At 48.2% G+C, this 25,267-nt stretch carries 26 protein-coding genes; 14 read left to right on the forward strand and 12 right to left on the reverse strand.

The window, feature by feature from the left end; all coding sequences use genetic code 11:
- Positions 1-1,122, reverse strand: a complete 1,122-nt coding sequence (locus KIU71_RS05555; RefSeq protein WP_250207306.1) for an S-(hydroxymethyl)glutathione dehydrogenase/class III alcohol dehydrogenase — start codon at positions 1,120-1,122, stop codon at positions 1-3.
- A 116-nt stretch (positions 1,123-1,238) separates the two neighbouring features.
- On the opposite strand from KIU71_RS05555, the gene KIU71_RS05560 reads away from it, so the two are divergent.
- The 3 genes from KIU71_RS05560 to KIU71_RS05570 are packed head-to-tail and all read left to right on the forward strand — an operon-like array spanning position 1,239 to position 4,311.
- The gene (locus tag KIU71_RS05560) at positions 1,239-2,141 is read left to right on the forward strand and encodes an acyltransferase (protein ID WP_214130202.1); all 903 of its coding nucleotides are present in this window, start codon (positions 1,239-1,241) and stop codon (positions 2,139-2,141) included.
- A gap of 11 nt (positions 2,142-2,152) precedes the next feature.
- Positions 2,153-3,046 (forward strand): acyltransferase, encoded by an 894-nt coding sequence (locus tag KIU71_RS05565; RefSeq protein ID WP_214130203.1) that lies wholly within the window; start codon positions 2,153-2,155, stop codon positions 3,044-3,046.
- Between the two features lie 5 nt (positions 3,047-3,051).
- Positions 3,052-4,311, forward strand: coding sequence for a mechanosensitive ion channel family protein (locus KIU71_RS05570; RefSeq protein WP_315853263.1), 1,260 nt, complete (start codon positions 3,052-3,054; stop codon positions 4,309-4,311).
- A 67-nt stretch (positions 4,312-4,378) separates the two neighbouring features.
- On the opposite strand, the gene KIU71_RS05575 is transcribed toward KIU71_RS05570, so the two are convergent.
- A complete protein-coding gene (locus tag KIU71_RS05575) occupies positions 4,379-4,570 on the reverse strand; it encodes a hypothetical protein (RefSeq protein ID WP_214130204.1) in 192 nt (63 codons plus the stop codon).
- Positions 4,571-4,834: 264 nt separating this feature from the next.
- Here KIU71_RS05575 and KIU71_RS05580 point away from each other — a divergent pair, with 264 nt between their 5' ends.
- Complete coding sequence (locus tag KIU71_RS05580) at positions 4,835-5,641, forward strand: DUF2884 family protein (protein ID WP_214130205.1); 807 nt, start codon at positions 4,835-4,837, stop codon at positions 5,639-5,641.
- A 168-nt stretch (positions 5,642-5,809) separates the two neighbouring features.
- On the forward strand, positions 5,810-6,649 hold the full coding sequence (locus tag KIU71_RS05585; protein ID WP_214130206.1) for an NAD(P)H-binding protein: 840 nt from the start codon (positions 5,810-5,812) through the stop codon (positions 6,647-6,649).
- Here KIU71_RS05585 and KIU71_RS05590 read toward each other — a convergent pair.
- The 3 genes from KIU71_RS05590 to KIU71_RS05600 form a co-directional block, all read right to left on the reverse strand.
- Positions 6,646-8,070 (reverse strand): sodium-dependent transporter, encoded by a 1,425-nt coding sequence (locus KIU71_RS05590; RefSeq protein ID WP_214130207.1) that lies wholly within the window; start codon positions 8,068-8,070, stop codon positions 6,646-6,648. The genes KIU71_RS05585 and KIU71_RS05590 overlap by 4 nt on opposite strands.
- Positions 8,071-8,248: 178 nt before the next feature.
- Positions 8,249-8,986, reverse strand: coding sequence for an SDR family NAD(P)-dependent oxidoreductase (locus KIU71_RS05595; RefSeq protein ID WP_214130208.1), 738 nt, complete (start codon positions 8,984-8,986; stop codon positions 8,249-8,251).
- Complete coding sequence (locus tag KIU71_RS05600) at positions 8,973-9,401, reverse strand: thiol-disulfide oxidoreductase DCC family protein (RefSeq protein ID WP_214130209.1); 429 nt, start codon at positions 9,399-9,401, stop codon at positions 8,973-8,975. Before KIU71_RS05600 ends, KIU71_RS05595 begins: the two co-directional genes overlap by 14 nt.
- Positions 9,402-9,547: 146 nt before the next feature.
- On the opposite strand from KIU71_RS05600, the gene msrA reads away from it, so the two are divergent.
- Positions 9,548-10,087, forward strand: a complete 540-nt coding sequence (gene msrA / locus KIU71_RS05605) for a peptide-methionine (S)-S-oxide reductase MsrA (protein ID WP_214130210.1) — start codon at positions 9,548-9,550, stop codon at positions 10,085-10,087.
- Between the two features lie 283 nt (positions 10,088-10,370).
- Here the strand turns inward: msrA and KIU71_RS05610 are convergent, their stop codons facing one another.
- The gene (locus KIU71_RS05610) at positions 10,371-11,579 is read right to left on the reverse strand and encodes a hypothetical protein (protein WP_214130211.1); all 1,209 of its coding nucleotides are present in this window, start codon (positions 11,577-11,579) and stop codon (positions 10,371-10,373) included.
- Positions 11,580-11,719: 140 nt separating this feature from the next.
- Between KIU71_RS05610 and KIU71_RS05615 the strand changes: the two genes are divergently transcribed.
- The 5 genes from KIU71_RS05615 to KIU71_RS05635 all read left to right on the forward strand — a co-directional run bounded on the left by KIU71_RS05615 (position 11,720) and on the right by KIU71_RS05635 (position 16,267).
- Positions 11,720-13,642 (forward strand): alkaline phosphatase family protein, encoded by a 1,923-nt coding sequence (locus KIU71_RS05615; protein WP_250207308.1) that lies wholly within the window; start codon positions 11,720-11,722, stop codon positions 13,640-13,642.
- 31 nt (positions 13,643-13,673) lie between these two features.
- Entirely contained in the window at positions 13,674-14,210 is a 537-nt protein-coding gene (gene fldB / locus KIU71_RS05620) for a flavodoxin FldB (RefSeq protein ID WP_214130212.1), read from the forward strand.
- Between the two features lie 5 nt (positions 14,211-14,215).
- Positions 14,216-14,914 carry a hypothetical protein gene (locus KIU71_RS05625; protein ID WP_214130213.1) on the forward strand — a complete coding sequence of 233 codons (699 nt, stop codon included), beginning with the start codon at positions 14,216-14,218 and terminating at the stop codon, positions 14,912-14,914.
- On the forward strand, positions 14,914-15,768 hold the full coding sequence (locus KIU71_RS05630; protein WP_214130214.1) for a CLCA_X family protein: 855 nt from the start codon (positions 14,914-14,916) through the stop codon (positions 15,766-15,768). The genes KIU71_RS05625 and KIU71_RS05630 overlap by 1 nt, the downstream gene beginning before the upstream one ends.
- Before the next feature lie 94 nt (positions 15,769-15,862).
- Positions 15,863-16,267 carry an ExbD/TolR family protein gene (locus KIU71_RS05635; protein WP_214130215.1) on the forward strand — a complete coding sequence of 135 codons (405 nt, stop codon included), beginning with the start codon at positions 15,863-15,865 and terminating at the stop codon, positions 16,265-16,267.
- Positions 16,268-16,411: 144 nt separating this feature from the next.
- Here KIU71_RS05635 and KIU71_RS05640 read toward each other — a convergent pair whose 3' ends face one another.
- Genes KIU71_RS05640 through KIU71_RS05655 form a run of 4 tightly spaced genes read right to left on the reverse strand, consistent with a single transcriptional unit; the run spans position 16,412 to position 18,728 of the window.
- Positions 16,412-16,936 carry a YgjV family protein gene (locus KIU71_RS05640; protein WP_214130216.1) on the reverse strand — a complete coding sequence of 175 codons (525 nt, stop codon included), beginning with the start codon at positions 16,934-16,936 and terminating at the stop codon, positions 16,412-16,414.
- Positions 16,937-16,981: 45 nt separating this feature from the next.
- A complete protein-coding gene (locus KIU71_RS05645; protein ID WP_214130217.1) occupies positions 16,982-17,344 on the reverse strand; it encodes a hypothetical protein in 363 nt (120 codons plus the stop codon).
- Between the two features lie 12 nt (positions 17,345-17,356).
- A complete protein-coding gene (locus KIU71_RS05650; RefSeq protein ID WP_214130218.1) occupies positions 17,357-18,070 on the reverse strand; it encodes a tRNA1(Val) (adenine(37)-N6)-methyltransferase in 714 nt (237 codons plus the stop codon).
- 37 nt (positions 18,071-18,107) lie between these two features.
- Positions 18,108-18,728, reverse strand: a complete 621-nt coding sequence (locus tag KIU71_RS05655; RefSeq protein WP_214130601.1) for an NAD(P)H-binding protein — start codon at positions 18,726-18,728, stop codon at positions 18,108-18,110.
- Positions 18,729-18,797: 69 nt separating this feature from the next.
- Here KIU71_RS05655 and KIU71_RS05660 point away from each other — a divergent pair, with 69 nt between their 5' ends.
- Entirely contained in the window at positions 18,798-21,032 is a 2,235-nt protein-coding gene (locus KIU71_RS05660; RefSeq protein ID WP_214130219.1) for a S9 family peptidase, read from the forward strand.
- Positions 21,033-21,039: 7 nt separating this feature from the next.
- Here KIU71_RS05660 and KIU71_RS05665 read toward each other — a convergent pair whose 3' ends face one another.
- On the reverse strand, positions 21,040-21,411 hold the full coding sequence (locus tag KIU71_RS05665) for a PH domain-containing protein (protein ID WP_214130220.1): 372 nt from the start codon (positions 21,409-21,411) through the stop codon (positions 21,040-21,042).
- 324 nt (positions 21,412-21,735) lie between these two features.
- Between KIU71_RS05665 and KIU71_RS05670 the strand changes: the two genes are divergently transcribed.
- Together KIU71_RS05670 and KIU71_RS05675 are read left to right on the forward strand one after the other, a co-directional pair.
- On the forward strand, positions 21,736-22,785 hold the full coding sequence (locus KIU71_RS05670; protein WP_214130221.1) for a serine/threonine dehydratase: 1,050 nt from the start codon (positions 21,736-21,738) through the stop codon (positions 22,783-22,785).
- A gap of 22 nt (positions 22,786-22,807) precedes the next feature.
- Positions 22,808-24,478, forward strand: coding sequence for an amidohydrolase (locus tag KIU71_RS05675; RefSeq protein WP_214130222.1), 1,671 nt, complete (start codon positions 22,808-22,810; stop codon positions 24,476-24,478).
- A gap of 2 nt (positions 24,479-24,480) precedes the next feature.
- On the opposite strand, the gene KIU71_RS05680 is transcribed toward KIU71_RS05675, so the two are convergent.
- On the reverse strand, positions 24,481-25,260 hold the full coding sequence (locus KIU71_RS05680) for a substrate-binding periplasmic protein (protein WP_214130223.1): 780 nt from the start codon (positions 25,258-25,260) through the stop codon (positions 24,481-24,483).
- Positions 25,261-25,267: the final 7 nt, after the last annotated feature.

Genomic DNA, 25,267 nt, shown 5'->3' on the forward strand with positions numbered 1-25,267 from the left:
CTAAAATTGAACCACGCTACGAATGCTTTTCCCTTCGTGCATCAATGAAAATGCCTGATTAATGTCATCGAGTGGCATCTTATGTGTGACAAACTCATGCAGTGGGATATCGCCAGCCAAATATTGCTCAACAATACCAGGAAGTTCAGAGCGCCCTTTTACACCACCAAACGCCGTACCGCGCCAGACTCTGCCTGTCACCAATTGAAACGGTCGGGTTGAAATTTCTTTGCCCGCACCAGCAACACCGATAATGACTGATTCCCCCCAACCTTTATGACAGCATTCTAATGCGCTGCGCATCACATCGACATTGCCTATGCATTCAAATGAATAATCGACGCCACCGTCGGTCATTTCAACAATGACTTCCTGAATGGGTTTATCGAAGTCTTTTGGATTAACGGTATCGGTTGCACCGAGTTTTTTGGCCAGTTCAAATTTGCTGGTATTAATGTCGATAGCGATGATGCGTGACGCTTTTGCCATCACCGCACCGATAACAGCAGACAAGCCGATACCACCGAGCCCAAAAATCGCTACGGTATCACCCTCATCCACCTTTGCGGTATTCATCACTGCGCCCATGCCCGTGGTTACGCCACAGCCGAGTAAGCACACTTCTTCAAGTGGCGCTTTGGGATTGACTTTCGCCAATGATATCTCGGGTAGCACCGTATATTCTGCGAAGGTTGAACAGCCCATATAATGAAAAATGGGTTGACCATCAATGCTGAAACGGCTCGTTCCGTCAGGCATCAAGCCTTGCCCCTGCGTGACGCGAATTTTTTGACATAAATTTGTTTTGCCAGAGGTACAAAACTTACATTCACCACATTCCGGCGTGTACAGCGGGATCACGTGATCACCCACCGCAACACTCGTCACGCCCTCTCCGACCGACTCAACAATACCGCCCCCTTCATGGCCGAGTATGACCGGAAACAAGCCTTCGGGATCATCACCAGATAACGTGTAGGCATCAGTGTGACAAACGCCCGAGGCCACAATCTTAATTCTGACTTCTCCCTCCTTCGGCGGGGCTACGTCAACGTTTTCAATCGTTAACGGTTCGCCGGCGGCCCATGCCACGGCAGCTTTGCAGGTGATGGTTTTGGACATGCTTTACTCCTTTATGCACTCATTGAAAACACGATGTGAGGAAAGTTCGGATTCTCACCGTTTTCGTTTACAATACGGCGCGTTCGTTTAGGGATGATAATAAGGTTTTCGACAACATGTTAAAACAACTAGGTCACAATATCATTGGCACCGTTTCAGTTATCGGCTATTTCGTGAATACCGTTTTCTGGTGCATCCCCATTTTTTGTTTGTCGTTGTTGAAAGTCATTCCCATCAGCCCGTGGCGAAAATTTATTTCTCATATACTCGACGGCTGCGCGACCAATTGGATCACCTTGAATAACGTGAATCAAAATATGACAGGGCGCACGCGCTTTGAGGTGGCCGGCATTGACCAGCTTAGCGTAAACGATTGGTATTTGGTTATTGCAAATCATCAGAGTTGGGTAGACATCCTTATTTTGCAGCGCGTTTTCAATCGGCGTATCCCGTTTTTAAAGTTCTTTTTAAAGAAAGAGCTGATCTGGGTGCCCTTCTTAGGGTTAGCTTGGTGGGCATTGGATTTTCCCTTTATGCGACGCTACAGCAAAAGTTTTCTTGCCAAGCACCCGCATTTAAAAGGCAAAGATTTAGAAACCACGCGGAGAGCGTGTGAGAAGTTCCGTTATAAACCGGTGAGTGTGATGAATTTTATTGAAGGCACGCGCTTCACGCCTGCGAAGCACGCCAGACAAAATTCCCCTTTTACCCATTTGCTAAAGCCTCGGGCTGGCGGTGTGGCTTTTGTTCTCAGTTCCATGGGTTCGCAACTCCACAAGTTAGTTAATGTCACCATTTACTATCCTGGCGGTATACCGTCTTTCTGGGATTTTGTGTGTGGCAAGGTCGATCAGGTACGAGTGCAAGTTAGCGTCACTCCGGTAGCGGATTTGTTTAAGGAAAAAGTCTTCCACAACGACTATTTTGACGACCCTCGCCAACGAGCCGTGTTTCAGCAATGGCTAAACAAGCTCTGGCAAGATAAGGACGCTCAATTGTCTCAATTTAATACACAGTAGCAGTCGATACTATGCGCGTTTTGTTAGCTCCATTTATTTTTGTTCTGCACTTCATTCTGCAAATCAGTAACCTTGCGTTGTGGGGAGCGCTAATTATCGCCTTCGGTTTAGTCAAGCTTATTGTGCCGCAAAAGCTAGAGCGCAACATCCTCAATCCAATGATGAACTGCTTTTTACTGTGGTTTGGACAAGTCAGCGTCGGACTCATTCGTTTGTTTAATAATGTCCGGTTGGAGTACCGAATCGATGGCCATCTGGACCGTGAAGGATGGTATCTTTTATTAGCAAATCATTTGAGCTATCTGGATATCATTTTAATGATACAGTTCGCACATGGCCGTATACCTCCGCCCAAGTTTTTCCTGAAAAAAGAACTTATTTGGATGCCGTTTGTGGGTCTGGGCGCGTGGGCACTAGACATGCCTTTTATGCGCCGATACTCACGCGAGTTTATCGCTCGAAATCCACATTTAAAAGGCAAAGATATCGAAACTACCCGTAAGTCCTGCGAGAAGTTCAAGTATCAACCGACCACAGTGATCAACTTCGTTGAAGGAACGCGCTTTACACCGGAAAAACAACGTTTGAAGAATAATCAATATCGGTGTCTGTTACCGCCAAAAGCCGGTGGCATCGCATTCACTCTCGCAGCGATGGGAGAGTTATTCACCAATATATTGGATGTCTCGCTGGCTTATCCGCAAAATCGTAAGCACCCAATGTTTGCTATGCTAGGAGGACAGATGCGCCATATCGTGGTGGATGTCACCGTATTGCCAGTGACAGAAGACGTGATCGGCGATTACTTCAACGATGATATTTTTAGAGGCGGCTTCCAACGCTGGTTGAATGACTTGTGGGTAGCCAAAGACAAACGTTTACAACAATTGCTAGGAAATGAATGAGTATGATTGAAGAAGCGTCGGTGTTGCAAGAATTTATCCTGGACTACCTGCACATGGTAATGCCGAATGCGGATATTTCGTCGCTCTCTTATTACATCACCGCGCTGATGCTGGTGGGCTTGTGTGCCATAGTGTCTTTGCTGATCACTCGATTTATTGTCAGTGAACGGGTAACGCGGTTCGCGTTAAAAACCCGCACCGATTGGGACGATATTCTGCACAAAAATCACTTTTTCAGGCGCTGTGGGCATATTGTACCGGCTATCGTTATAGCGGTTGTTGCACCGTTGCTGCTGTCCCACGACTCACGTGTATTACTCATCATCGAGCGCATTTCGATGTTGTATCTGGCCATCGCGTCGCTGCTCATCATCAGTGCAGTATTAAATACGATTGAGGACATCTACAAAACCTCTCGCTTGGCTAAACGTGCGCCAATCACCGGGTTCATCCAAGTTGCCAAATTGTTGTTCACTATCATCGTGATCCTGTTGATTATTAGCTTACTGATCAACAAAAGCCCCGTTATTTTGCTATCGGGTATGACAGCGATTGCGGCTGTGTTATTACTCGTTTTCAGAGACACTATTTTGGGTTTCGTGGCGGGTATTCAGATTGCCGCTAACCGCATGTTCAATACCGGTGATTGGATTGCCATGCCCAAGTACGAAGTAGACGGCGAAATCCTAGAAATCGGTTTAACCAACGTGAAAGTGCAGAATTGGGACAAAACCATTTCGACACTTCCGACCTACTCCCTGACGACCGAAGCGGTTAAAAACTGGCGTGGAATGAGTGAGTCTGGTGGGCGCCGGATCAAGCGTGCAATTCACATCGATTTACGTAGCGTTCGATTCTGCGATGAAGACATGCTCAAAAGTTTTGCGAACATCCGTTACATTAGTAGTTATATCGAAACCAAAAGGCATGAGTTACGCCACTATCATCAAGAATCTAAAATTGATGAAAGTGATTTGCTGAATAGCCGCAAACTGACCAATCTGGGCACGTTCAGAGCCTACCTCGAAAAATATTTACGCAACCACACTAAACTCAATCAAGAAATGACGACCATGGTACGCCAGTTGCCGCCCTCGGAGCTGGGTCTCCCACTGGAAATCTATTGTTTTAGTGCGAATAAGAACTGGGTTGATTATGAGGGGATCCAGGCCGATATCTTCGATCATGTCGTATCTATGTTACCGCTGTTTGGTTTACGTGCTTATCAGCGAGATAACATCGCTACCATGCCAGAGGTAAACTAACCGACTGATTACTCTGCCAGAAAAAAGCCCAGCGTATGCTGGGCTTTTTTCGGCGATGTGAATGACGCTAAGCAAGCACGTAGCCGACCAAGCCCGCGATGGTCAGTGCAGACAGACCTAAAAATCCATACTCAATGCGTTCTTTCATCGCATCGGCACCCTGCTTATCCGACATAAATGCCATAATAATGCTCGTTAATCCCAGCACGACGGTCACTAACGCGACACCAAACAAAATTGCATTCAACCAATCAGCCATGCGATACCCCCTAAAAATATGCTGAACGCATTATGCCCTATGCAGGCTTTTTTGCCTACGCTAACACAGCGCTTTTAGCGCGGTTTATTGATTATGGTCAAATACACGATATTTTGAGGTCCTTGCTCAAAAAATCAGTGTCCATTTCTGTTGTCACAAACAGAAATCAACGTATCTTATTGATGTATAAGTAAAATGCTAATTGGCAGAGAACTTGTATAACCCCAGCACGCTAGCATTTTAGAATGACATTTAAGGAAAATAATGATGCAACGACATACGGGTATAACGACAATCGCACTTGCTGCAGCGCTGCTTTCAGCGCCCATTCATGCTCATGTTGCGCACAACGAACATTGTAATATCAACCTTGACGGGAGCTTAGACCATCAACAAGGTCAGTTGTCTATTGATAGCGATAGTCTCAACGCAACATTTAATGCATCCGGCGACGTGTTAGTCGATGGCCAGCCGCTGAAACTAACAGATGCCCAGCAAGAAGCGGCACAGGCTTATTATCGTAACATTGTCAGTGCGGTTCCCATGACCGTCAGTATCGCCACGGATGCCATTACCATCGCTGGCACAACGGTGTCGGAGGTGTTTACTGAACTTTTAGGCGAAGATGAAGATTTGAGTCAGGAGTTTGATGTGTTTTTCGCCGATCTGCAGCAACGCATTGATTCGCGCTATGATAATGCTAATGGCGACTTTACCATTCATGCCAGTGACTTAGGGCACGGTGACTGGATTGATCAAGGCTGGGATGAGGAGTTCGATGCAAAAGTTGAAAACCTTGTCAGTCAGTCACTCGGAAAAATTTTGTTGTCTGTTGGCGGTGACTTATTCAGCGGCGATCAATCCATTGCCGATTTTGCCAACCGCATGAGCAATTTCGGCGAAACCATTGAGGAGCGTGTTAATGAGCGCGCCCAGTCACTTGAGAAACAAGCAGACATCTTGTGCGATATTCTTTATCAAGCTGACGTCGCTGAAACTGAACTGTCTCAGCAGGTGTCTGCCCTGTCCTCATTGGATATATTAACCGTTAATCGAAACCACGCGAAGTAATCTGAACACGAGATAAGAACATCTGCAAAGCTTCGGATCTATTGCTTAGGGCGATCCGAGACGGAGTTGCTTACCCTTAAATCAGGATGAGTCGTTAGGCTTTATCTTTTTGAACAAAACACCGACAATGAGTTGGTGTTTTGATCATGCCGATGAGCGAAAGTTTCAGTGAAAGGGAAAAGTGGAAATAAGATGGCGCTGATCGGCTGTGGTTGGCTGGGTCAGGCCGTCGCTCAGCGACTCATCGAAAAACACATCGCCGTTGTCGGCACCACGCGCTCTGCGCAACGTGCCAACACGTTGCGTGAACAGGGTATCGAACCGGTGATACTGGATGTCGCTGCACTGAGCGCTGCAAATACACAGGCGCTGGCAGACAGTCCTTGTTGGATGATTAATATTCCCCCGGGGCGACGGCGCATTGATGCCTCCGTTTTCACCGAACAGCTTTGTCGCTTGATCGACGTGGCTCAGGCGCAGGATATCCAACAAATCATTTTCATCAGTACAACATCAGTCTACGGAGAGTCGCCGTACACCGAAGTGAGCGAAATCAAGGAAAATGCGCCAACGTATCCTGAAACGGGCTCAGCGCATGCCCACGTCGCCATCGAACAGTATCTGCGGGAAACGTTGCCAGGGCGGCATTGCGTGTTACGCTTGGCGGGCTTGGTGGATGACCAGCGACACCCGGTGACTTCATTGAGTGGCCGCAGTCAGATATCAGCGCCGCAAAAACCGGTAAATCTGGTACACAAGGTTGATGTTGTTAACGCGGTATTGGCCATCCAACAAAAATGCATTGTCGATGATGTGCTGCATTTAAGTGCCACCGACCACCCACCAAGAAAAGCCTACTATCAGTGGGCGGCGGATGAAAAAGGACTTCAGCGCCCTGATTTTATTAAGGATGACAAGCCAATCGGAAAAGTGATCGATCCGCAGTATACGCTGCAGAAACTAGGGCTCACGCTGGCGTACGCAAGCCCCTATGACATGCTGCGTTAGCTAGCGAACAACGACACGCCGAAGTACTTTACCGCCACCGTGTTAACAAAAATCACTGCCAAGATAACGGGTATAAAGGTGCCGACAGAAATATCGACGTAGCGCTCAAATAGAGACCCTTTATATTTCGGCGCACCCTGATCCAACTCGGCATTGAAGTTATGTTTCTTCCAGCGATAAATTACGAATAAACAAATCAGCAGGCCATTAAGTGGCAATATGGTGTCGTAGAATACGTCGTAGACGATATCAAAAAATGATTTTGTCGCACCAGCGTAGCTGGTAAATTCGGTGAAAAAGCTCACCATCCCAAAACTCAGCGCACAACAAACCGCAAAGACAACCAGCAACAGCCCCAACAGGCCCAGTGCTGACTTACGCGAAACGCCTTTTTCATCCATTAATGCGGCTACGGGAACCTCAAATATCGAGACAATTGATGTGATTGCAGCAAAGAACACCAGTAAGAAAAACACGCTGGCTACGGCGCTAGCACCGAAATACCCAAGGCTTGCTTGCAATGCTAAGAATATCTTGGGCAGAAAGCTGAAAATCATACTGATGGATGATTCACTCAATTCACTGGGGTCAATATTTGGATTGAATGAAAATATTGCGGGCAAAATCATTAAACCAGCCACAAAAGCGACCAAGGTGTCGGTGAGTGCTACCAGCTTCGCCGATCCGGGAATATCGGCGCGTTTGTTGATGTAACTGCCGTAAGTGATCATGATCCCCATGCCTAACGACAGAGAAAAGAATGCTTGCGATAGCGCACCATTGACCACCGATGCGTCTATTTTGCTGAAATCTGGTACCAGATAGTACTCCACACCCGCCAAGGCGTTGTCGCGGGTAAGTACAAAGCCCACTAACACCAGTAACATAACGAAGAGCGATGGCATTAACAACTTTGCGGCTTTTTCGATGCCGTCCTTCACGCCACCTTGCAATATCAAATAGACAATCGCCAGCACCGCAACCATGTAATAAAAAACACTCTGGCCTTGAATAAAGGTGCCAAAGGTTTCAGGGTTTGCTAGTTCGTCAAGATTGCCGAGTGTCGATTCGACCAGATAACCAAATATCCAGACGGTGATCACGAGATAAAAAACCGCGATCATAAATGGCGTAATAATCGACAACCAGCCGGCTATTTTCCACTGCCACGCACCACCACTAAGCTTAGTGTAGGCGCCAAGCGGATCTTTGCCAGCGTGGCGGCCGACCGACATTTCGGCCAACATCACCGGTAAGCAAATTAAGAATACAAACAGGGCGTACATTAATAAGAACGCACCACCACCATTTTTAGCAGCGCCTACGGGGAAGCCCACAAGATTACCAATACCCACAGCTGAGCCTGCGGCGGCTAGAATAAAACCTAAGCGCGAGCCAAACTCTTCTCTCGAAGCACTCATAACACGTTCCTTCCTATCGAATTATTATTGTTGTTATTACTGCGGTGCATGGGGCGTGCCCTATTTTTTTTGCACCTTTTTATCGTTCAGCATACTAGCAGTTGCAATTCACCTTGCCTAGCATGCCGCCGATCAACACACAAAATAGTCCGATAGGCGGATCAGCGAATTTATCAACCTACCAGTGAATTTCCTCACCCTGCCAATCGATATAGTGAATGTTTGGATCGGTGCCCAGTGACGGTAGGATACTGAGCAGTTGTGACGCCGTGAAGTCGGGGGTGAACAGCTTGCTCGGTTTAACATTGCTCTGAAAGGGTTTCGACAAGCCCGTGTCGACCGTTCCGGGGTGATAACACACCAGCCGGGTATTTTTTGAGCGGCGCGCGTACTCTACACTGGCGGTTTTCATCAGCATATTTAACGCGGCCTTGGATGCGCGATAGCCGTACCATCCGCCCAGATGATTATCACTAATGCTACCAACACGAGCACTGAAGGCAACGTAGGTTGCACCACCGCTGTGAACAATTTTATGCGCTTGTTTTAGCCACTGCGCATGTGTCATGGTGTTGACCTCGAAGTAGCGTGTGAGGTTGGCGATATCAATATCTTCTAACCGTTTTTCTGGTTTCACCGTATCGCTGTGCAGCAAACCAATCGTATTGATAATCAGCGAAAATGCGGTGTCCTCGTCACACCATGCAGAAATTTGCGTTTCAAGCGCTTCAGTATCCAAACTATCCAACGTAATCCATGTCAGCGTCTTGGCGTCTTCCGCTAGCGCTGTGGGTACAGACGCTGCTCGTGAAACCACGTAAACCCGATCGTAAGTTTCAGAAGCAACGAGTTGTTGAATGAGAGCTTGCGCAATGCCACCGCTGCCGCCAATAACTAACGCATTATTTGCGCTCATGAGAATCTCCTCTAGTTGGATTGCAATGCCCATTTTCACACTGTGATTTTCCCATCAGTAGCGTGGAAATACGCTGTCGATGACGTGCAAAGACCGTATAGGCCCAATCAGCAAACCAACGGATCACCGGCCATCGCAGTGGCGCATACAGCCAGCCTTTACCCACCAATCGCCATGCTGTGTAGGTGACATCTAACCCCGTTAACATTTCACCATGTGACCAGCGCCCGTGGATTTTAGCCTGCAAATCTCGTTGGCTTAGGCCGGGGTGGTCAGTGGAAAATTGCGGGTGATTGATGTCGACAAAAATCAGTTTTTGCTGCGTATTCCGCTTCATCAGATGCTTCATTTCAGTCATACACAGCGGGCAGTTTCCGTCATAAAAAACAGTAAAGGTCGCAAAACCAGTTGGCATAAATCCTCCATAGCCGCACGATTTACTCTGCACGGTGTGACCAGTGAGCTGTTGTTACGCAAAAAAAACTATCTTGGATGACTTGAAGTTTACGGGTCGCGGGCATACGTTTGAGGTTCTCTCACGATGTTCTCAAAGAGGCCCCTATGGCAAATATCCAACAAGCAACCCTGGCCGGTGGCTGTTTCTGGTGTATCGAATCAGCGTTCAACAGTGTGAAAGGTGTGCAATCTGCACTATCGGGTTACGCCGGTGGTTCCGTCGAAAACCCATCGTATGAAGCGGTTTGCAGCGGCAACACCGGGCATGCCGAAGTCGTTAGGGTTAATTTTGACGCAGACGTCATCAGTTTCCGCTCAATTCTCGAAATTTTTTTCGCATTACACAATCCCACCCAATTGGGTCGGCAGGGAAACGACGTTGGCTCTCAGTATCGTAGCGCCGTGTTTTACCACTCTGAGGAACAAAAAGAGGCAGCGGAAACCATTATTGCAGAAATTGAAGCACAGCAGATTTGGTCTGACCCTGTCGTGACAGAAGTCGTGCCGCTGAATAATTACTATGAAGCGGAAGCCTACCATCAGGACTATTTCAGCAACAATCCACAGAACACCTACTGCAACATGGTCGTAGCACCCAAGTTAGCAAAGTTTAAAAAAACCTTTGCACAAAACCTGAAGGACTAGGGTCTGTTGATCTTTGCTGTTCAATTTTGCAGCGGTTTGTGCTTCATTTTTACAATGCAGAGTGACTGTGGTGTAGTGACTCTACATAAAGGAACGATAAAGCAGTAGAAATGAAGCACAAGCCCTGCCTGAAGGGTTCAACCATAGCCTTCCTGCTCTTTGTTGCTTGCCCTTGACTTAGAATAACTAAGCCTGTGGACAAGCGTCGCGATCAGAAAGGCTATGATTGAACAAAACTTGTACAGCAAAGATCAACAGACCCTAGGTAGGTTCGCTCTCAGTGCTAATTCTGAGAGCGATACATAGCCAGCCATTCAGCTCTGATTGGCAACGAATAAATGAGCGGGCTCATGGCCTCGTAACGTGCACGGTTTGATTCACATACGATGTTTTTCAGATAATTGCGCTTCCACGGATCGTTAATCAACCAAAGCCGCACTCCATCTACGGCTACGCCCTCCAATGATGCATTATCCATCAATTCGAACGGCTCACAGCGTGGGCTAGTTTCTGACGGTGTTTCTGCTCTGGCGCCCGGTTCAATCTGCGCGCCTGTCGGTGCCTCAAACGCCAATTGAATAATTTGTGTTGGCTGTTGCCGACTCAAATCAATCAACCACAATTGGTTATCGTTTCGGGCAGCCGCGATTAGCAAACCCGCATGGCCTGCTAATGGGAGATAATCCATGCCGTTAATCGGATGGTTCCCTGTCTCAAATTGCGGTAATCGCAACATCGGATCGCTGACTTCAGCGAAACCGTTTTGTTGCCAAAAATCTGCCGTCACCGGCACAGAAAATAGCCTCGGCTGTCCGGCAGCATCTTTCTCTAAGCCAAGATACAGTGTGCCATTGGGCGCAAACGCCATCGCTTCGATGCCATCATTAGGGAAGTCACCCACGTTAAGAGATAAAGGATACTGAAGCGGGCGAACATGAGTCATCGTCAATGATTCATCATCGCGCTTTACGCGCACTAACAGTGTCGGGTATGCGGTAGATCCGGTTTGGCTAAAACGTTCCTGGCATCGTGGCGACAAAGCCCCCGTGCGTGTAGCGTCCTCGGTCACGAGTATGAATACATTCGGGTCGTTAGGATCGACAACAAGCGCCTCAAAATCAGGCTCATCCGACAGGTAAGCAGCAAAGCAGCTTCTTCGTACCTGAGATGACATCGACATCGGGCCCAATTTAGACACTACGATGCCGCTTGCTGGGTCGATAAAATGTAATCTACGCCGTTGTTCTTCCAGTGCACTGCCATCAGACACACTGACCAGTAAACCCTCTTGCATGACCAGCCCAGAGGTTTGCGGGTCTTGCATAATACTGCCGTCAGATTCAACAAGCCATTGTCCTTGAACCGTATAAACACTGGGTTGCGCAGGTTCTTTTTGTTCAGGCGGCGACGTCTCCGGTGAGCATGCACCCAACACCAGTAAAGCGCTTGTCATTAACACGACGATCGGCAATGAAGAATATTTAAGCAACATAAAAAACGCCTTTGTTGAGCGGCATGAAAAACGCGTCTACGCTACACGCGCTGCGCGCCACCCGCAAGATTTTTTGGCCTAAGCCAGTCCTACTGGTAGACTCTGCTTTATCCATTTAGTTTGCCGACGGACGCGTTTATTTGACTCAATCGAAAAGCCTGGCAGAGCCATTACCACTTATTTTATGTGGTCCAATTTTGCGCCATTGTGATCCCGAGCAGCTAACCGTTTGGTTGGTTACCAGCCGTCCAGAGTCACTGGCCATTTCATTGGGTGGTGCAGAGCATGAACTATCGCTAGAGCCTCATGTAAAAAGTCAGCAGCAAACCATACAAATTGGCCAACATGCCTATATTCATTTGCTGTCTGTGCGTTCGGCTGATTTGCTACGCGACGGGCATCGATATGCGTATCGCGTAATGTCAGGTGCCGGTCATTGGCAAGACACGCAGCCATCGGACTCCTCCATGTATTACGCTGGGCAAGAAGCGTTTTACTTTGTGTATCAGCGCACAATCTCGCAAGTGTTACATGGCTCCTGTCGCAAACCTCACTTTGAAGGTGCTGATGCACTGGCCAACATTGATAACTTACTCAACGAGGCACAGAGTGCACCAGAAAAGTCACCATCCCTGCTCATGATGAGCGGTGACCAGATCTATGCCGATGACGTGGCAGGCCCAACACTGCATGCCATTCGACAGGTAATTCAACGGCTTGGGCTGCATCACGAAGTGCTCAACGGTGCCACGCTAGAAAGTTCGGCTGATTTGGATACCAGCGAGCACAATTTCTATCAGCGCGAGATGCTACTCCCACAAACAGAAGACAACAGTGTGTTGGGTAAGGTATTTTTCCGAGCGAAACGAAAACCTATTTTCACGTCGGTTAACGCAAAAAATCATTTAATTGCACTGTCAGAAATGCTGGCGATGTATTTATTGGTGTGGTCTCCCGTCCTGTGGCGTTATCTGGATTTACGCTGCCCTGAGGATAGGATGGACGCAAAATTCGCGCCGCTCTATCAACGTGAGCTAGACACCCTATCAGGTTTTACCGACGCACTTCCGGCGGTGGCGCGCTCACTGGCTCATGTGCCTACGTACATGATTTTTGATGATCACGATGTCAGTGATGACTGGAATCTTACCCGACGTTGGGAAGAAGCGGTCTACAGCCACCCGCTGTCAAAGCGGATGATTGGTAATGCATTAACAGCCTACTGGCTATGTCAAGGCTGGGGCAACATGCCTCACAAATTTCAGGCCCTGTATAACGCGGCACAGGACACGTTCACCCCCTCGCAGTATCAGCGACTGGATAACTTCATTGCGCAGGTGTTGGATTTCGATGCCTGGCATTATTGCATTGATACCAGTCCTCCTGTTTACGTGATGGATACGCGCACACGTCGCTGGCGTTCTGAATCAAACCCAGATAAACCCTCCGGTTTACTTGACTGGGAAGCACTTTGTGAGTTTCAGCAGCGTGTGATCGGTAAACCGGCGGTCATTGTTGTCTCAGCGGCCCCCATTTTCGGCCTAAAGTTCATTGAAGCCGTCCAAAAGGTGTTTACGGCTTTTGGGCTAGCCTTGGTGGTAGATGCCGAAAACTGGATGGCGCATAAGGGCACTGCACAGGTTATTCTGAACATTTTTAAACACGTCAAAACACCACCTCAATTTATTATCCTGAGCGGCGATGTACATTATTCGTTCGTGTATGACGTGACGTTGCGCTTTAAGCGGCACAGCCCGAAAATAGTCCAGTTCACCTGCAGTGGTTTTAAGAATGCTTTTCCAACTGGATTGCTCACTTGGTTTGACCGGCTAAACAGTGTGTTTTACTCAAAACGCTCTCCCTTGAACTATTTTACACGGCGTCGAAATATGCGCATTGTTGAACGCGATCCGGATCCAGTGCGTAATCAACATGTCGTGGGTGATGTTGTCAATGGTGCTGCTGTGGGTCAACTGTGCCTGTCAGCATCAGGTGAGCCTACTCATTGCCGCGTTTTATTAGCCAACGGCGATGTCATTACTTTCAAGCCAGAACACGATTAACCCCGCAAGCGACTAATAAAGGCAATAACGAATGAGTAATAACGAACTACGCATTGGGCTTTTTTATGGCTCTACCACCTGCTATACCGAGATGGCTGCGGAGAAAGTTCAGACGCAATTAAATCAAATATTGGGGGCAGACTGCGTTAGTCTGTTCAATCTCAAAGACGACAACCTGTCGCGCACCGCCGATTTCGATATTTTGATTTTTGGTATTTCTACCTGGGATTTTGGTGAAATACAGGAAGATTGGGAATCGCAATGGCAGGATATTCGCAACCTTAATCTTTCCGGCAAGGTTGTTGCGCATTTCGGCCTTGGCGATCAACTGGGCTACGCCGACTGGTTTCAAGACGCGCTGGGTATGTTGCACGACGAAGTGGTTGCGCGGCAAGCCATCGTCATCGGCTACTGGCCTAACCAAGGCTATGAATTTACTCAGTCCAAAGCGCTTACTGACGACAAAAGCCATTTTGTGGGGTTGTCGCTGGATGACGAAAACCAATATGACCAAACAGATGAGCGCATTCATCAATGGTGTCATCAACTGATTGAGGAGTTGAGTTAAGGCCTATGAAGATACGATGGCTACTTTTGTTGCTTATGTTGACGTCCGCTGGCATACAGGCGCAGTCAATTACTCTGAATTACCAGAGTCGTTACGTGACTGAAGGTCGAGACAACCTAGGCGATGGCGGTATCGCGTGGATGATTGCCGAATTGCCAACATTACCCTACGACGCTGCTGAAAATCTGACATTTACGGCCGAATACGGCGTAGCTACCGCCGACAGTATTGACTATGACGAATTAATCATAACAGCGGCGTACGCCGGTGAAGTTGGGCAGTTTAGCTATCGTATGGGCGCATCCAGGCTGGAGTTTTTGAATGATAGCGTGTTCGATAACGAATTATTCGTGAACGTTAGTACAGCCTTGACACATGGCATTAGAACAACACTTGAGGCAATCTACAGTACCGAACAAGACGGCACGTTTGTGCTTTTTAGCAACGAGCGCCCGTTTGCGGTGAACCGTCAATTCACGGTTACGCCATACATTGCTATCGGCTTTGACTATGGCTATGCGTCTAAACGCTACGACGGGTACAACCACATATCACTGGGCGCCGCGACAGACTTTTCAATCACCGAAAAAAGCACCGTCAACCTTTCGTATCAATGGGATATTCGCGGTAGCGACATCCGAAACACCGTGGCTGACGCGCGCGACCAGCACTGGCTAAGCTTAGGCTACTCATACGCGTTCTAATGCCTTCATTAAAGCCATCGCGACTGCACAAACCCTATTATCGCAACGGTGACAACCATCGTAGCGGCGCCGACGTCAGCTTCACCGATATCCAGCGTCTGTTTGGTTTTCGCACCATACAGGTGGGCCGTTGGGTTTCCGCCACGGAACAGCAATTGGCCGCTAACCTGTTTTTCGATGCATTGTGCGACTTAGCAGACATATTGCAGGTCCCAGAGCCTGTGATTTCGCTGAACAACACCCTAAGCCTAGTCTTTGGCAGCGGTGGTCAAAAGTATGCCAGTGCGCATTACAATGCGAAGACACGGCAATTGGCGCTGGCAAAAAATGCTGGCGGAGGCGCGCTAGCCCACGAATGGTTTCATGCGTTCGATCACTACATTGCACGCAAGACCTTCGCCGACGCGAAGGCTTACGAGTTTGCCAGCCAATGTTGGCTCGACAATCGAAGCCCGGTTGAACACCCTCTGAACCAGTATTTGTTTACCGTATTTGAAGCCCTTTTCATCGAACAGAATGAAACGTTCGCTGGGCAAAGTAGTGATTACTTTCGTCGCGCCGTGGCCATCGATAAATCCTTAGGCGGTTACTATTTTGCTCAACCACCGGAACTAGCCGCTCGCGCTTTTGAGTCTGTGATCCAGTCTGGCGCGATCAAAAACCATTTTCTTGCGTCAGGCACGCTTCAGTCTGCTGAAGCAAAAATGGGCGCCTACCCCAATGTGGCTGAGCGAGAGAATATTAGTAAGAAACTGTTCAGATACTTTCATTACTTGGGCCAAGGCGTGAGTAAGCAATTACAATCTGCTCATTCAAGTAGCCCAAACACCCCATCAATTGAACAAAAAGTGTGACGGAAGTAAAAGAAAGATCGCAACGGGGGCTATTCATTTCAAATTCAACCAGTATACTAAGAGGTCTGATTGACGTAACAAGAATGCTAACGAGATGAAAAGAAAAAAGCATACCTCGGCTGATGACGACGCCCAGATTGATATGACACCGATGCTCGACATCGTATTTATTATGTTGATCTTCTTTATCGTGACTACGTCATTTGTTAAAGAGAAAGGCTTAGAAGTTAACCGTCCAAAAGACAACAACTCTCCGCAGAAACCAAGTAAAGCACTGTCTATTCAGATTGATGAGCTTGGTCAAATTCGAATGAATGGTCGCCAGGTTGATATCCGTCGCGTTGTCGCCAACATTCAGACATTTCTGGCTGAGAACAATACGGACTCTGCCGCTATCCAAGCTCATGAAGATACAGAGCATGGTACGGTGGTTGAAGTGATGAACCAAGCTAAAGAAGCGGGTATCGAGAAAGTATCGGTACTAGTAAAAGGCGCGTAACAACGCCGTAATTAATAGAAACCGAGCTGTGAAGTGCGATCCTAAGCAGCTTCCGGTAGCAAAGCCTGATTTAGATACATTATCGAATCAGGCTTTTTTGTTTCCGCATGTTGGTTGGCTGCGATATGAGGCAGCCGCGCCTTCTTAACGATCTGCTTTTTCTCTTAATAACTGTAAACGGTGTTCTTGCCACAACTTCGAGCCGATACTGATAAGGTTGCTGATATTAAAAATACTTCCGAAAATGCTGCCAACCGATATGGCATAAATAAGCCCTAACACCTCAGCCAATATAAACCAGCGGCGAATAAGATTGGCATCCTGCAACACAATCGACCCCACCGTAAACACCAAGGAACTGGCATAAGCCACCATGATCATCGCTCCGTGATCAAGCCAAAAGTATTCGTAGCAGAAAAAGGCAATGTTTAAGCCGACAAATAAATACAGGATGCTGCGATGTCGATAGCGAGTCGCAATAACGTTTCGAATGCTTGCGAGCGCCGTACCGATCCCCGCGGCCATGGCACCCAACATGAAAAAATGAACACTTAAACATGCCAGAGCCGCGGCAGAAATCACCAAATAACGGTTCACGTTATTTTGCCGATAGCCTATAAAATTAAAAATAACAGCAGCGGCGCCAAGGGCCTCAGCAACTAGTACCATGATATCCTCGTTGAAAAAACCTCACATACCGCGCTGAGCGCACGATTAACGTGATGGGTTGAAGCTTGATTTACCTCGCATTTGCGAGTGATGTACCCGCTTCACACCCTCAATATGATCCGCCGGTCTTGCCATCAGTCGAAAGTGTTTGCCTTGATAGTCAGCCAGTACAATAGCAAAGTTAGGTAACGTCTCTAACTCCATTCCAAGCGGTTCAAAAAGCGGCACATCATACTGACCCAGTTGCAAAATGTGTAGGTTTTGTTGTTGATATCTTACGATACGATGAGAAACGGGGTTAGGGATTTGCGCGTACACCTCAAATAACGGCACGTTGAACGGAACCCCCATCCAAACGTAATCAAGCACGTCGATGTATTCAGCCATATCTGATAATGATTTGGTCATGCCCACCACCGATTAGAAATGTTTGTAATACGATTTACAAAGCGCTTTGTATTCCTGTGTATATACGCCATTTTGTTGATAAATGTTTATTTCTTCATGAGCCACTTGCACGTGAGAGCGGGATAAACATAAACACACTCTTTGTACTGCTTTGGTAGGCGTCGCTCGAACATCTAAACGCGAATGCAGGTACAAACCCATTCCTTCTGCGGCAGCTAACAACGCCACGGCGCTACCGTGTGGAAGAACAAGGCAGATAAACCCGGCCGTACTGAGCATGTTCAGGGAATGAAGCAACAAGGTGTTCAAGGGCAGCGACGTTTGACTGCGTGCTTTCATTCGCCCGTCGCTCTGATGATCGAACGCACGCGTTTTTCTGGCCGCGCCAATAAAATACGGTGGATTGCTGAAAATCACATCAAACATATGCCGTTCTTCATGGCGACCCACTGGGCCAGCAGCAAAACTTCTGAAATCCTGATGCGCTACGGTAATGGCCGTCGGCCAGGGACTCTGACCGATATTCTGCAGGCTTTGCCGATAGGCTAATGCATCCACTTCAACCGCCGTTATTGCCGTTTCGCCACACGTGGCTTGCGCCAGCATAAGACTCAGCAAACCGCTGCCACTACCGATGTCTAGTGCACTGCGAAGCTGCCAACGATGTTTATCGATGAGATACGCTAACCAACTTCCAAACAAGAGGCTGTCGGTTCCCACTTTCATTGCACAGTCACTATCGGCTATGCGGAATTGTTTGCACTCAAAAATATTGTAGACCTATCATTTGTTGTGCCACTCGGTGAGCAGAGACTGGGCGGTATTTTCTCAACGGTCCGACCATCAATGGCTTAACCAATGTCGATATTGTAATCCCCAATTGTTCAGCACGGCGAACCTCGTCGCGATCGCCGAGTAATAGAGAGGGTCTTACCGCTGCAGCATGCTTGAGTTGGGGCATGGTCATGATGGCGTTTTCTAACTCACCTTTCACTTTCAGATAAAAATTACGGCTTTTGCTGTCAGCGCCAACTGACGAAATCCACACGAATCCGTCAGCTCTCTGCGCTCTTGCCAATTGAGCTGCAATGTGAACAAACTCGAAATCGACACGACGAAACGCCGCTTTAGAGCCCGCTTGTTTGAGTGTCGTTCCCAGACAGCAGTACACATGATCGACCGTAAAGTAACCTTGATAATCTTGCAGATTGTCAAAATCAATCACCAAGGGCGTCAGCTTATTCAATGGATCGCGAAAACCACTTCGGGCTAATGGGCGACGCACCAACACTGTGACAGAGGCATAGCGTGCGTCGTCGAGCAACTGCTGAGTCAGTGATTTACCAACCAACCCAGTACTTCCTAAAACTGTCGCAGTTTTCAGTTTCGTCACTTTGACTCCTCTATACGATGCACTACACTGGCGAACATGTTTGGCAACAGTACGATAATAATGAAAAAATTACTGGCTTTATTACTGTGCATAAGCACAAACGGATTTGCGCAAGAATCACTTTCTATTGAGCGCATTTATGCATCGCCGGCATTGGATGGCACCGCACCGGATAAACTCACGATCTCGCCTGACGGCAAGCGAGTGACGTTTTTGCAGGGTAAGCAGGACGATTTCGAGCGTTTGGATTTATGGGAATACCATATTGATAGCGGCGAAACCCGATTACTTGTCAATTCCGACGACCTCCATCAGGGCGAAGAAGCGCTGTCTGACGAAGAGCGAGCCCGCCGAGAGCGCATGCGCTTATCTGGCAGCGGTATTGTCACCTATACGTGGTCAACTGATGGCAAAGCTATCCTATTTCCATTGGCGGGTGATGCCTACTACTACCGACTTGCCGAGGGCGATAAACCCGCTGAAATAAAGCGTTTACTTAACACCGAAGCGTTTGAAACCGACGTACAGCTATCGCCCAAGGGTAACTTTATCTCCTACATTCGTGAGCAAAACCTGTACGTAAAAAATATTGCCAGTGGCAAAGAAACCGCCATTACAACGCAGGGTGGTGGTGACATTAAATACGGAATGGCAGAATTTGTTGCGCAGGAAGAAATGAGCCGACTGACAGGCTATTGGTGGTCGCCAGACGAACAGCATATTGCGTTCACACGCGTTGACGAGAGCCCTGTCGACGTCATCACCCGCTCGGAAATTTATGCCGATTCGATCACCATGATAGAACAAAAGTATCCATCAGCTGGCACCGACAATGTTGACATTCAATTGGCTATTCAACATATCGGCTCGGGCGAGCGCCAACAGGTTGATCTGGGTGAAAACAAAGATATTTATCTGGCCCGTGGACAGTGGGCGAAAGACAATATTCATTTCACTTACCAAGTGCAAAGCCGCAATCAACAAACGCTTTGGCTGAAAGCCTATAATCTGTCGAACCGACAACAAAAAGTACTCATCACAGAATCAAGTAACACCTGGGTTAATTTGCACGATGCATTGCATTTCCTTAAAGACAAACAGCATTACTTATGGGCGTCAGAACGAGATGGCTTTAAGCACCTTTATTTGTATCACATCAACGATGGTTTGGTCCGTCAGTTAACACAAGGAGACTGGGTGGTTACGTCTTTGGATGCTGTGGATGAAGCAACTGAAACCGTGTACTTTAGCGGGCGCAAAGACACGCCAATCGAAAATCACTTGTACCGCGTGAACTTAGCGGGCGATGATGTCCAGCGGATCAGCCAGCGCGACGGTTTTCACAATGTGAGTTTTGGTGATAGCGCCGATATTTATGTCGATAAGTTCTCAACCGTGAATACGCCCCCACAAGTGAGCCTTCACCGCGCGGACGGTGAACGAATAGCATGGTTAGAAGAAAATCAGGTCGATGAGAATCACCCTTTACATGCTTTCCAGCAGCAGTGGGTCGCGCCAGAGTTCGGCACCTTTTCAACTGCCGATAATGAAACGCTTCATTACCGCCTATACAAACCGCAGAACATGAGCGGCAAACATCCGGTCATTGTGTATCTTTATGGTGGCCCCGGTGTTCAAGTCGTGACGAATCAATGGGGCGGGCACCGAGGATTATTGATGCAACACTGGGTCAACAAGGGGTACGTTGTTTTCAGCGTCGATAATCGCGGTTCAAAATACCGCGGCAAAAAATTCGAAGACCCGCTATACCTGAAAATGGGCGATATTGAAGTACAGGATCAAATTGCCGGGGTTAAATTTCTGCATACCCTGCCGTACGTTGATAAAAAGCGGATTGGTGTGTACGGACACAGTTACGGCGGTTATATGAGTATTATGGCAATGTTTAAAGGCGCGGACTATTTCGCGGCAGGTGTCGCCGGTGCTCCTGTGACTGACTGGCGTCTTTATGACACGCATTATACCGAGCGCTTTATGGGCGACCCCCGTGAAGTTGATGCTGCATATACTGCTGCCTCGGTATTTCCACACGCATCAAACCTGAAAGGGCCTTTATTGATCTACCACGGGATGGCTGACGATAACGTACTCTTTACGCATGCCACTAAGCTTTACAAGCATTTGCAAGACATGGCCCTGCCCTTCGAGGTGATGGACTATCCCGGCAAAAAACACAGCATCCGTGGCGAAAAAACCCGCGTACACTTAGGTCATACGATCACTAATTTCTTTGATCGTAATCTGATGCCGAGCAAGCCCTCAGTAGAGCGCTAGTGCTGCGCTAAAACATCGCGTTGGCCAGCGACTTCTGCAGGCTTAACGCGGTGTTTTTACTTAATTCGGTTTTGAGAGGTTGGTCTTGGCCTGAAACCCACACGGACAACTCTGCATCCATATCAAAATGCCCTGCCGTTTCCACCTTAAACTGTGTGATCGCGCGATAGGGAATGCTGTGGTAATCCACCTTTTTACCGGTCATTCCCTGTTTATCGATAAAAATGAGCCGATGTGAGGTGAACACGAATAGATCTCTAACCAGCTTGAATGCCTGTGTTACCTGCTCATTGTCAGCCAAAATTGGGGATAATTCTTGGTTAATTTCTGCGGCATCAACTTCTGATGCGTTACCCATCAATCTATCTAAAACACCCATCTTTTGTTCCTATTGTGTTAAGTGATCGCTACGCGCTTTGGATCAGTGAAGTGCACTAAAGGGCTTGGAACCCCAAGTGCAAAGCCCTGTGCATAGTCTACGCCCATTGTTTGTAGGTGTTCAATGGCCGATTACGTTCTTGCTTGCAGACTATTTGAAGCTCGCCAGCACAATAAATAAGCTAAATGGCAGCCAAAATAGACGGCGTTGAATGGTATTATTCATGCAAATATTCTCTCATTAGCTCGCTAATGTATGACAGAAAGGTGACATTTTGATGAATTCAAACTTACCGCATGGGCTAAGGGTCATATTGAGTCGGCTATGCCAGTAGACAGCGCAACACAGCAGGCTGCCACTTACGATGACATCGTGCACGCAGCCCAGCGTATCGCGCCGCTAATCCACACAACGCCGTTGCTGGAGTCTTCTCTGCTAAATCGGTGGCTCAGCGTAAGCTTACCCGACGGACAGCGGCATCGTATCCACTTCAAAGCCGAGTGCATGCAAACGACTGGCGCTTTTAAGCTGCGCGGTGCAGCTAACTTTATTGCACGACTTGCCGAACGTAATGCCCTGCCCAAACAGTTTATTGCGAACAGTTCAGGCAATCACGCACAAGCTGTCGCCTATGCTGCATCACACTTTGGTGTACCTGCCACAATTTTTAGTAGCAAGACCATAAGCAGTGTTAAAGCAGCCGCCACACAATCGTACGGTGCTCAGCTGAAGCGCTTTGAAACCCGGCTACTGGCAGACGCGGCCGTTGCAGCGGCGAGCCAGCAACCGGACACGGTATGGATACCTCCGTACAATCATCCAGACATTATCGCAGGCCAAGGCACAGCGACACTGGAAGCGTTGCAATCACTCGGCAGCGTTGACGCTGTGTTTGCCCCCTGCGGCGGAGGCGGTTTATTGTCTGGTACCTTGGTGGCCGCACGTGCCTTGAATCCGGCAATTAACGTCATTGGCGCCGAGCCACTCAATGCTAATGACGCCGCGCAGTCACTTCGTTCTGGCACGATAAAAACGTTGAGCGAAGCGCCCGACACATTGGCAGATGGGGCGGCAACCCCCTGCGTGGGAGAGTACACTTTCCCTTACCTACAGCAGTTAAATCACCTGTACGAAGTCAGTGAATCTGATATTGGTTACTGGACCCAATGGCTACATCATTTACTTAAACTGCACATAGAGCCAACCTGTTGTATGACGATGCAGGCGGTCGCGGAATGGCTTGCTCAGCAAGATAACCCCAAAACGGTAGTGGTGATACTATCCGGTGGCAACATCAGTCCAGATACAATGACAAAGCTTTATCAATCTGATCAGTTAAGCAAAACACCTGCCGATAAACTGGCAGGCTGTTAATAACAATAACAACGAGGACATTATGCACAAACCCGTTTTTTTTACTCTACTTCGTAGCGCGACGATAGGCTTGCTGAGCGTGGTCTGTGTGGCCAGCCATGCGGCTACGCATTATTTCAACATCAATGGCTATACGTTTGATAGCAACGAAAAGCTAGTCACCTTCAGCAATATGATTGTTGAGGACGGTAAAGTGGTGAGCATCGGTAACACGGCATTAGGCCACGGTTTTCCGACCGCAGAACAAGTTGACGTTGGCGGTAAAACGCTCTTACCCGGTTTAATCGACGCGCATGGCCATTTGCTCGGTCTTGGCGCAACGCTTCTTGAAATTGATGTGCGTGACGCGTCGTCCGCAGAACACGCTGCCAAAATGACGGCGCAGTACTATGCACAGAATCCCGCATTGGAATGGGTCACCGGTAGAGGCTGGAATCAGGTTTTATGGGCTGATAACACATTCCCCAATGCGCAAATTTTAGACGAGCAGTTGCAAAACGTACCCGTGTGGCTGGAACGCGTTGACGGTCATGCAGGATGGGCCAATAGTGCTGCCTTAAAATTGGCCGGTATCGACAGCAACAGTGTGTCGCCCGAAGGGGGCAAGATCCTCACCGACGATGAAGGCAAACCCACCGGGGTATTAATCGACACTGCTATGTCATTAGTAGAGCGCCATATCCCGACGCTTGATGATTCTATGCGTCAACGTCAACTCGCCGCTGTGGGTGAGCACTTACTTGCGCTAGGTATTACCAGTATGCATGATGCAGGTATTGACAAAGCAACCTATGACTTTTACCTCGCGTCAGCCAAAAGTAATGCGCTACCACTGCGTGTCTATGCCATGTTGTCGGCCAGTTCACCCGAACTTGGCGCGATGTTAGATGCCGGAAAGGTTACCCGCGAAGATGATATGCTGCTGATCAGAAGTGTTAAAGCGTATGGCGACGGTGCGCTGGGTAGCCGTGGCGCAGCCTTATTGCAACCCTACGCGGATGACCCACATAATCATGGCCTTCTGGTAACACCGCAAGAAAAGCTACCTGCGCTGTTTGATACCGTGATTGGTGCTGACTTTGCGCTACACTTTCATGCGATTGGCGACCGTGCCAACCGATTGGCCCTTGACCACTTTGCAAAAACCTTTGAAACAGTGGGAGGAAAAGACCTTCGCCACCGGATTGAACATGCGCAAGTCATTGCGCTGGATGATATACCGCGCTTCAAGACCTTGGGTATTATTCCCTCCATGCAGCCTACGCATGCCACCAGTGATAAAAATATGGCGCAAGACCGCATTGGAGCTGAACGCCTTAAAGGGGCTTATGCGTGGCGAACATTCTTGGCACAAGGATCACGTCTGGCATTTGGCTCAGACTTTCCAGTTGAATTAGCCAACCCCTTCTTTGGCCTTCACGCGGCGGTAACTCGTCAGGATCGCAATAATCAACCGGTCGATGGCTGGGTTCCCTCTCAGGCGCTAACCATCACTGAAGCCTTTAAAGCCTTTACGCTAGATGCTGCATACGCCGCCACGCAAGAGGATAAAATCGGACGACTGCAGCCAGGCCAATGGGCAGATTTTATCATTGTCGACCAGGATATTTTTGCAATAGACAGTCAGGATATCTGGAAAACCAACGTATTGAGTACGACCATCGCGGGCGAAAAAGTGTTTAGCACAGAGTAAATTTAAAATGCCGGTTGACGAAAAGTCGCCGGTTTAAAGCGTTTGAGTAAGCGTCGAAATGCTGGAGACTGCTTAAACTGGCGAACTTCGTGATTGAGCACCGACACAATGGAATCGGGCACCTTGTGATTCAATGCAAGGTGATTTCCTTTCAGTGAAGAGGTATCTAACTTTGCCACTGCGACAACATCATCAGCGCTTAAACCATGAGGCTTCAAGTTTGAAGGTAGAGTGTATTTGGACCCAAACATTAAATCGAGTTTGCCGAGCACGAATAACCTGATTGGCTCATGCTTAACATCTGTTTGGAGCAAATTCTCCCCCACCTGAAAACCTTTGGCGATTAGGAGCGGCTCGTAAACATCATGGCGAGAAACGCCAATGGTATAATTGAGTACATCGGCCGTTCTTTCAATCCGGATATCAGTACGCGATTTAAGTTTAAAATACGCAGTTTGGTCGGCCACCATTGGGCCGACCCATTTAAAGTGAGGTTCCCGTGCTGCATTACGCGACATGCTCAACACACCACCAATAGTGTCTTCCAGCGCACTTGCCCGCGCACGATTCCACGGCATTTCAATAAACTCACAGGTTATGTTGGCTTGCCGGCAAGCGGCTTTAACAATGATGCCATTAATGCCGTCAACTTCGCCGTTGGAAGAGAAGTTGTACGGTAGGTAGTCACGCTCGTAATAAACACGCAAATCAGGCTCAGAGGCACTGGCCTGAGATACACAGACCACGCTGAGCAGTAATAACGCTGAGCGGAGTATCGCCATCACATCA

It is taken from the genome of Alteromonas oceanisediminis (assembly GCF_018474025.1).
Classification (GTDB): Bacteria; Pseudomonadota; Gammaproteobacteria; order Enterobacterales; family Alteromonadaceae; genus Alteromonas_E; species Alteromonas_E oceanisediminis.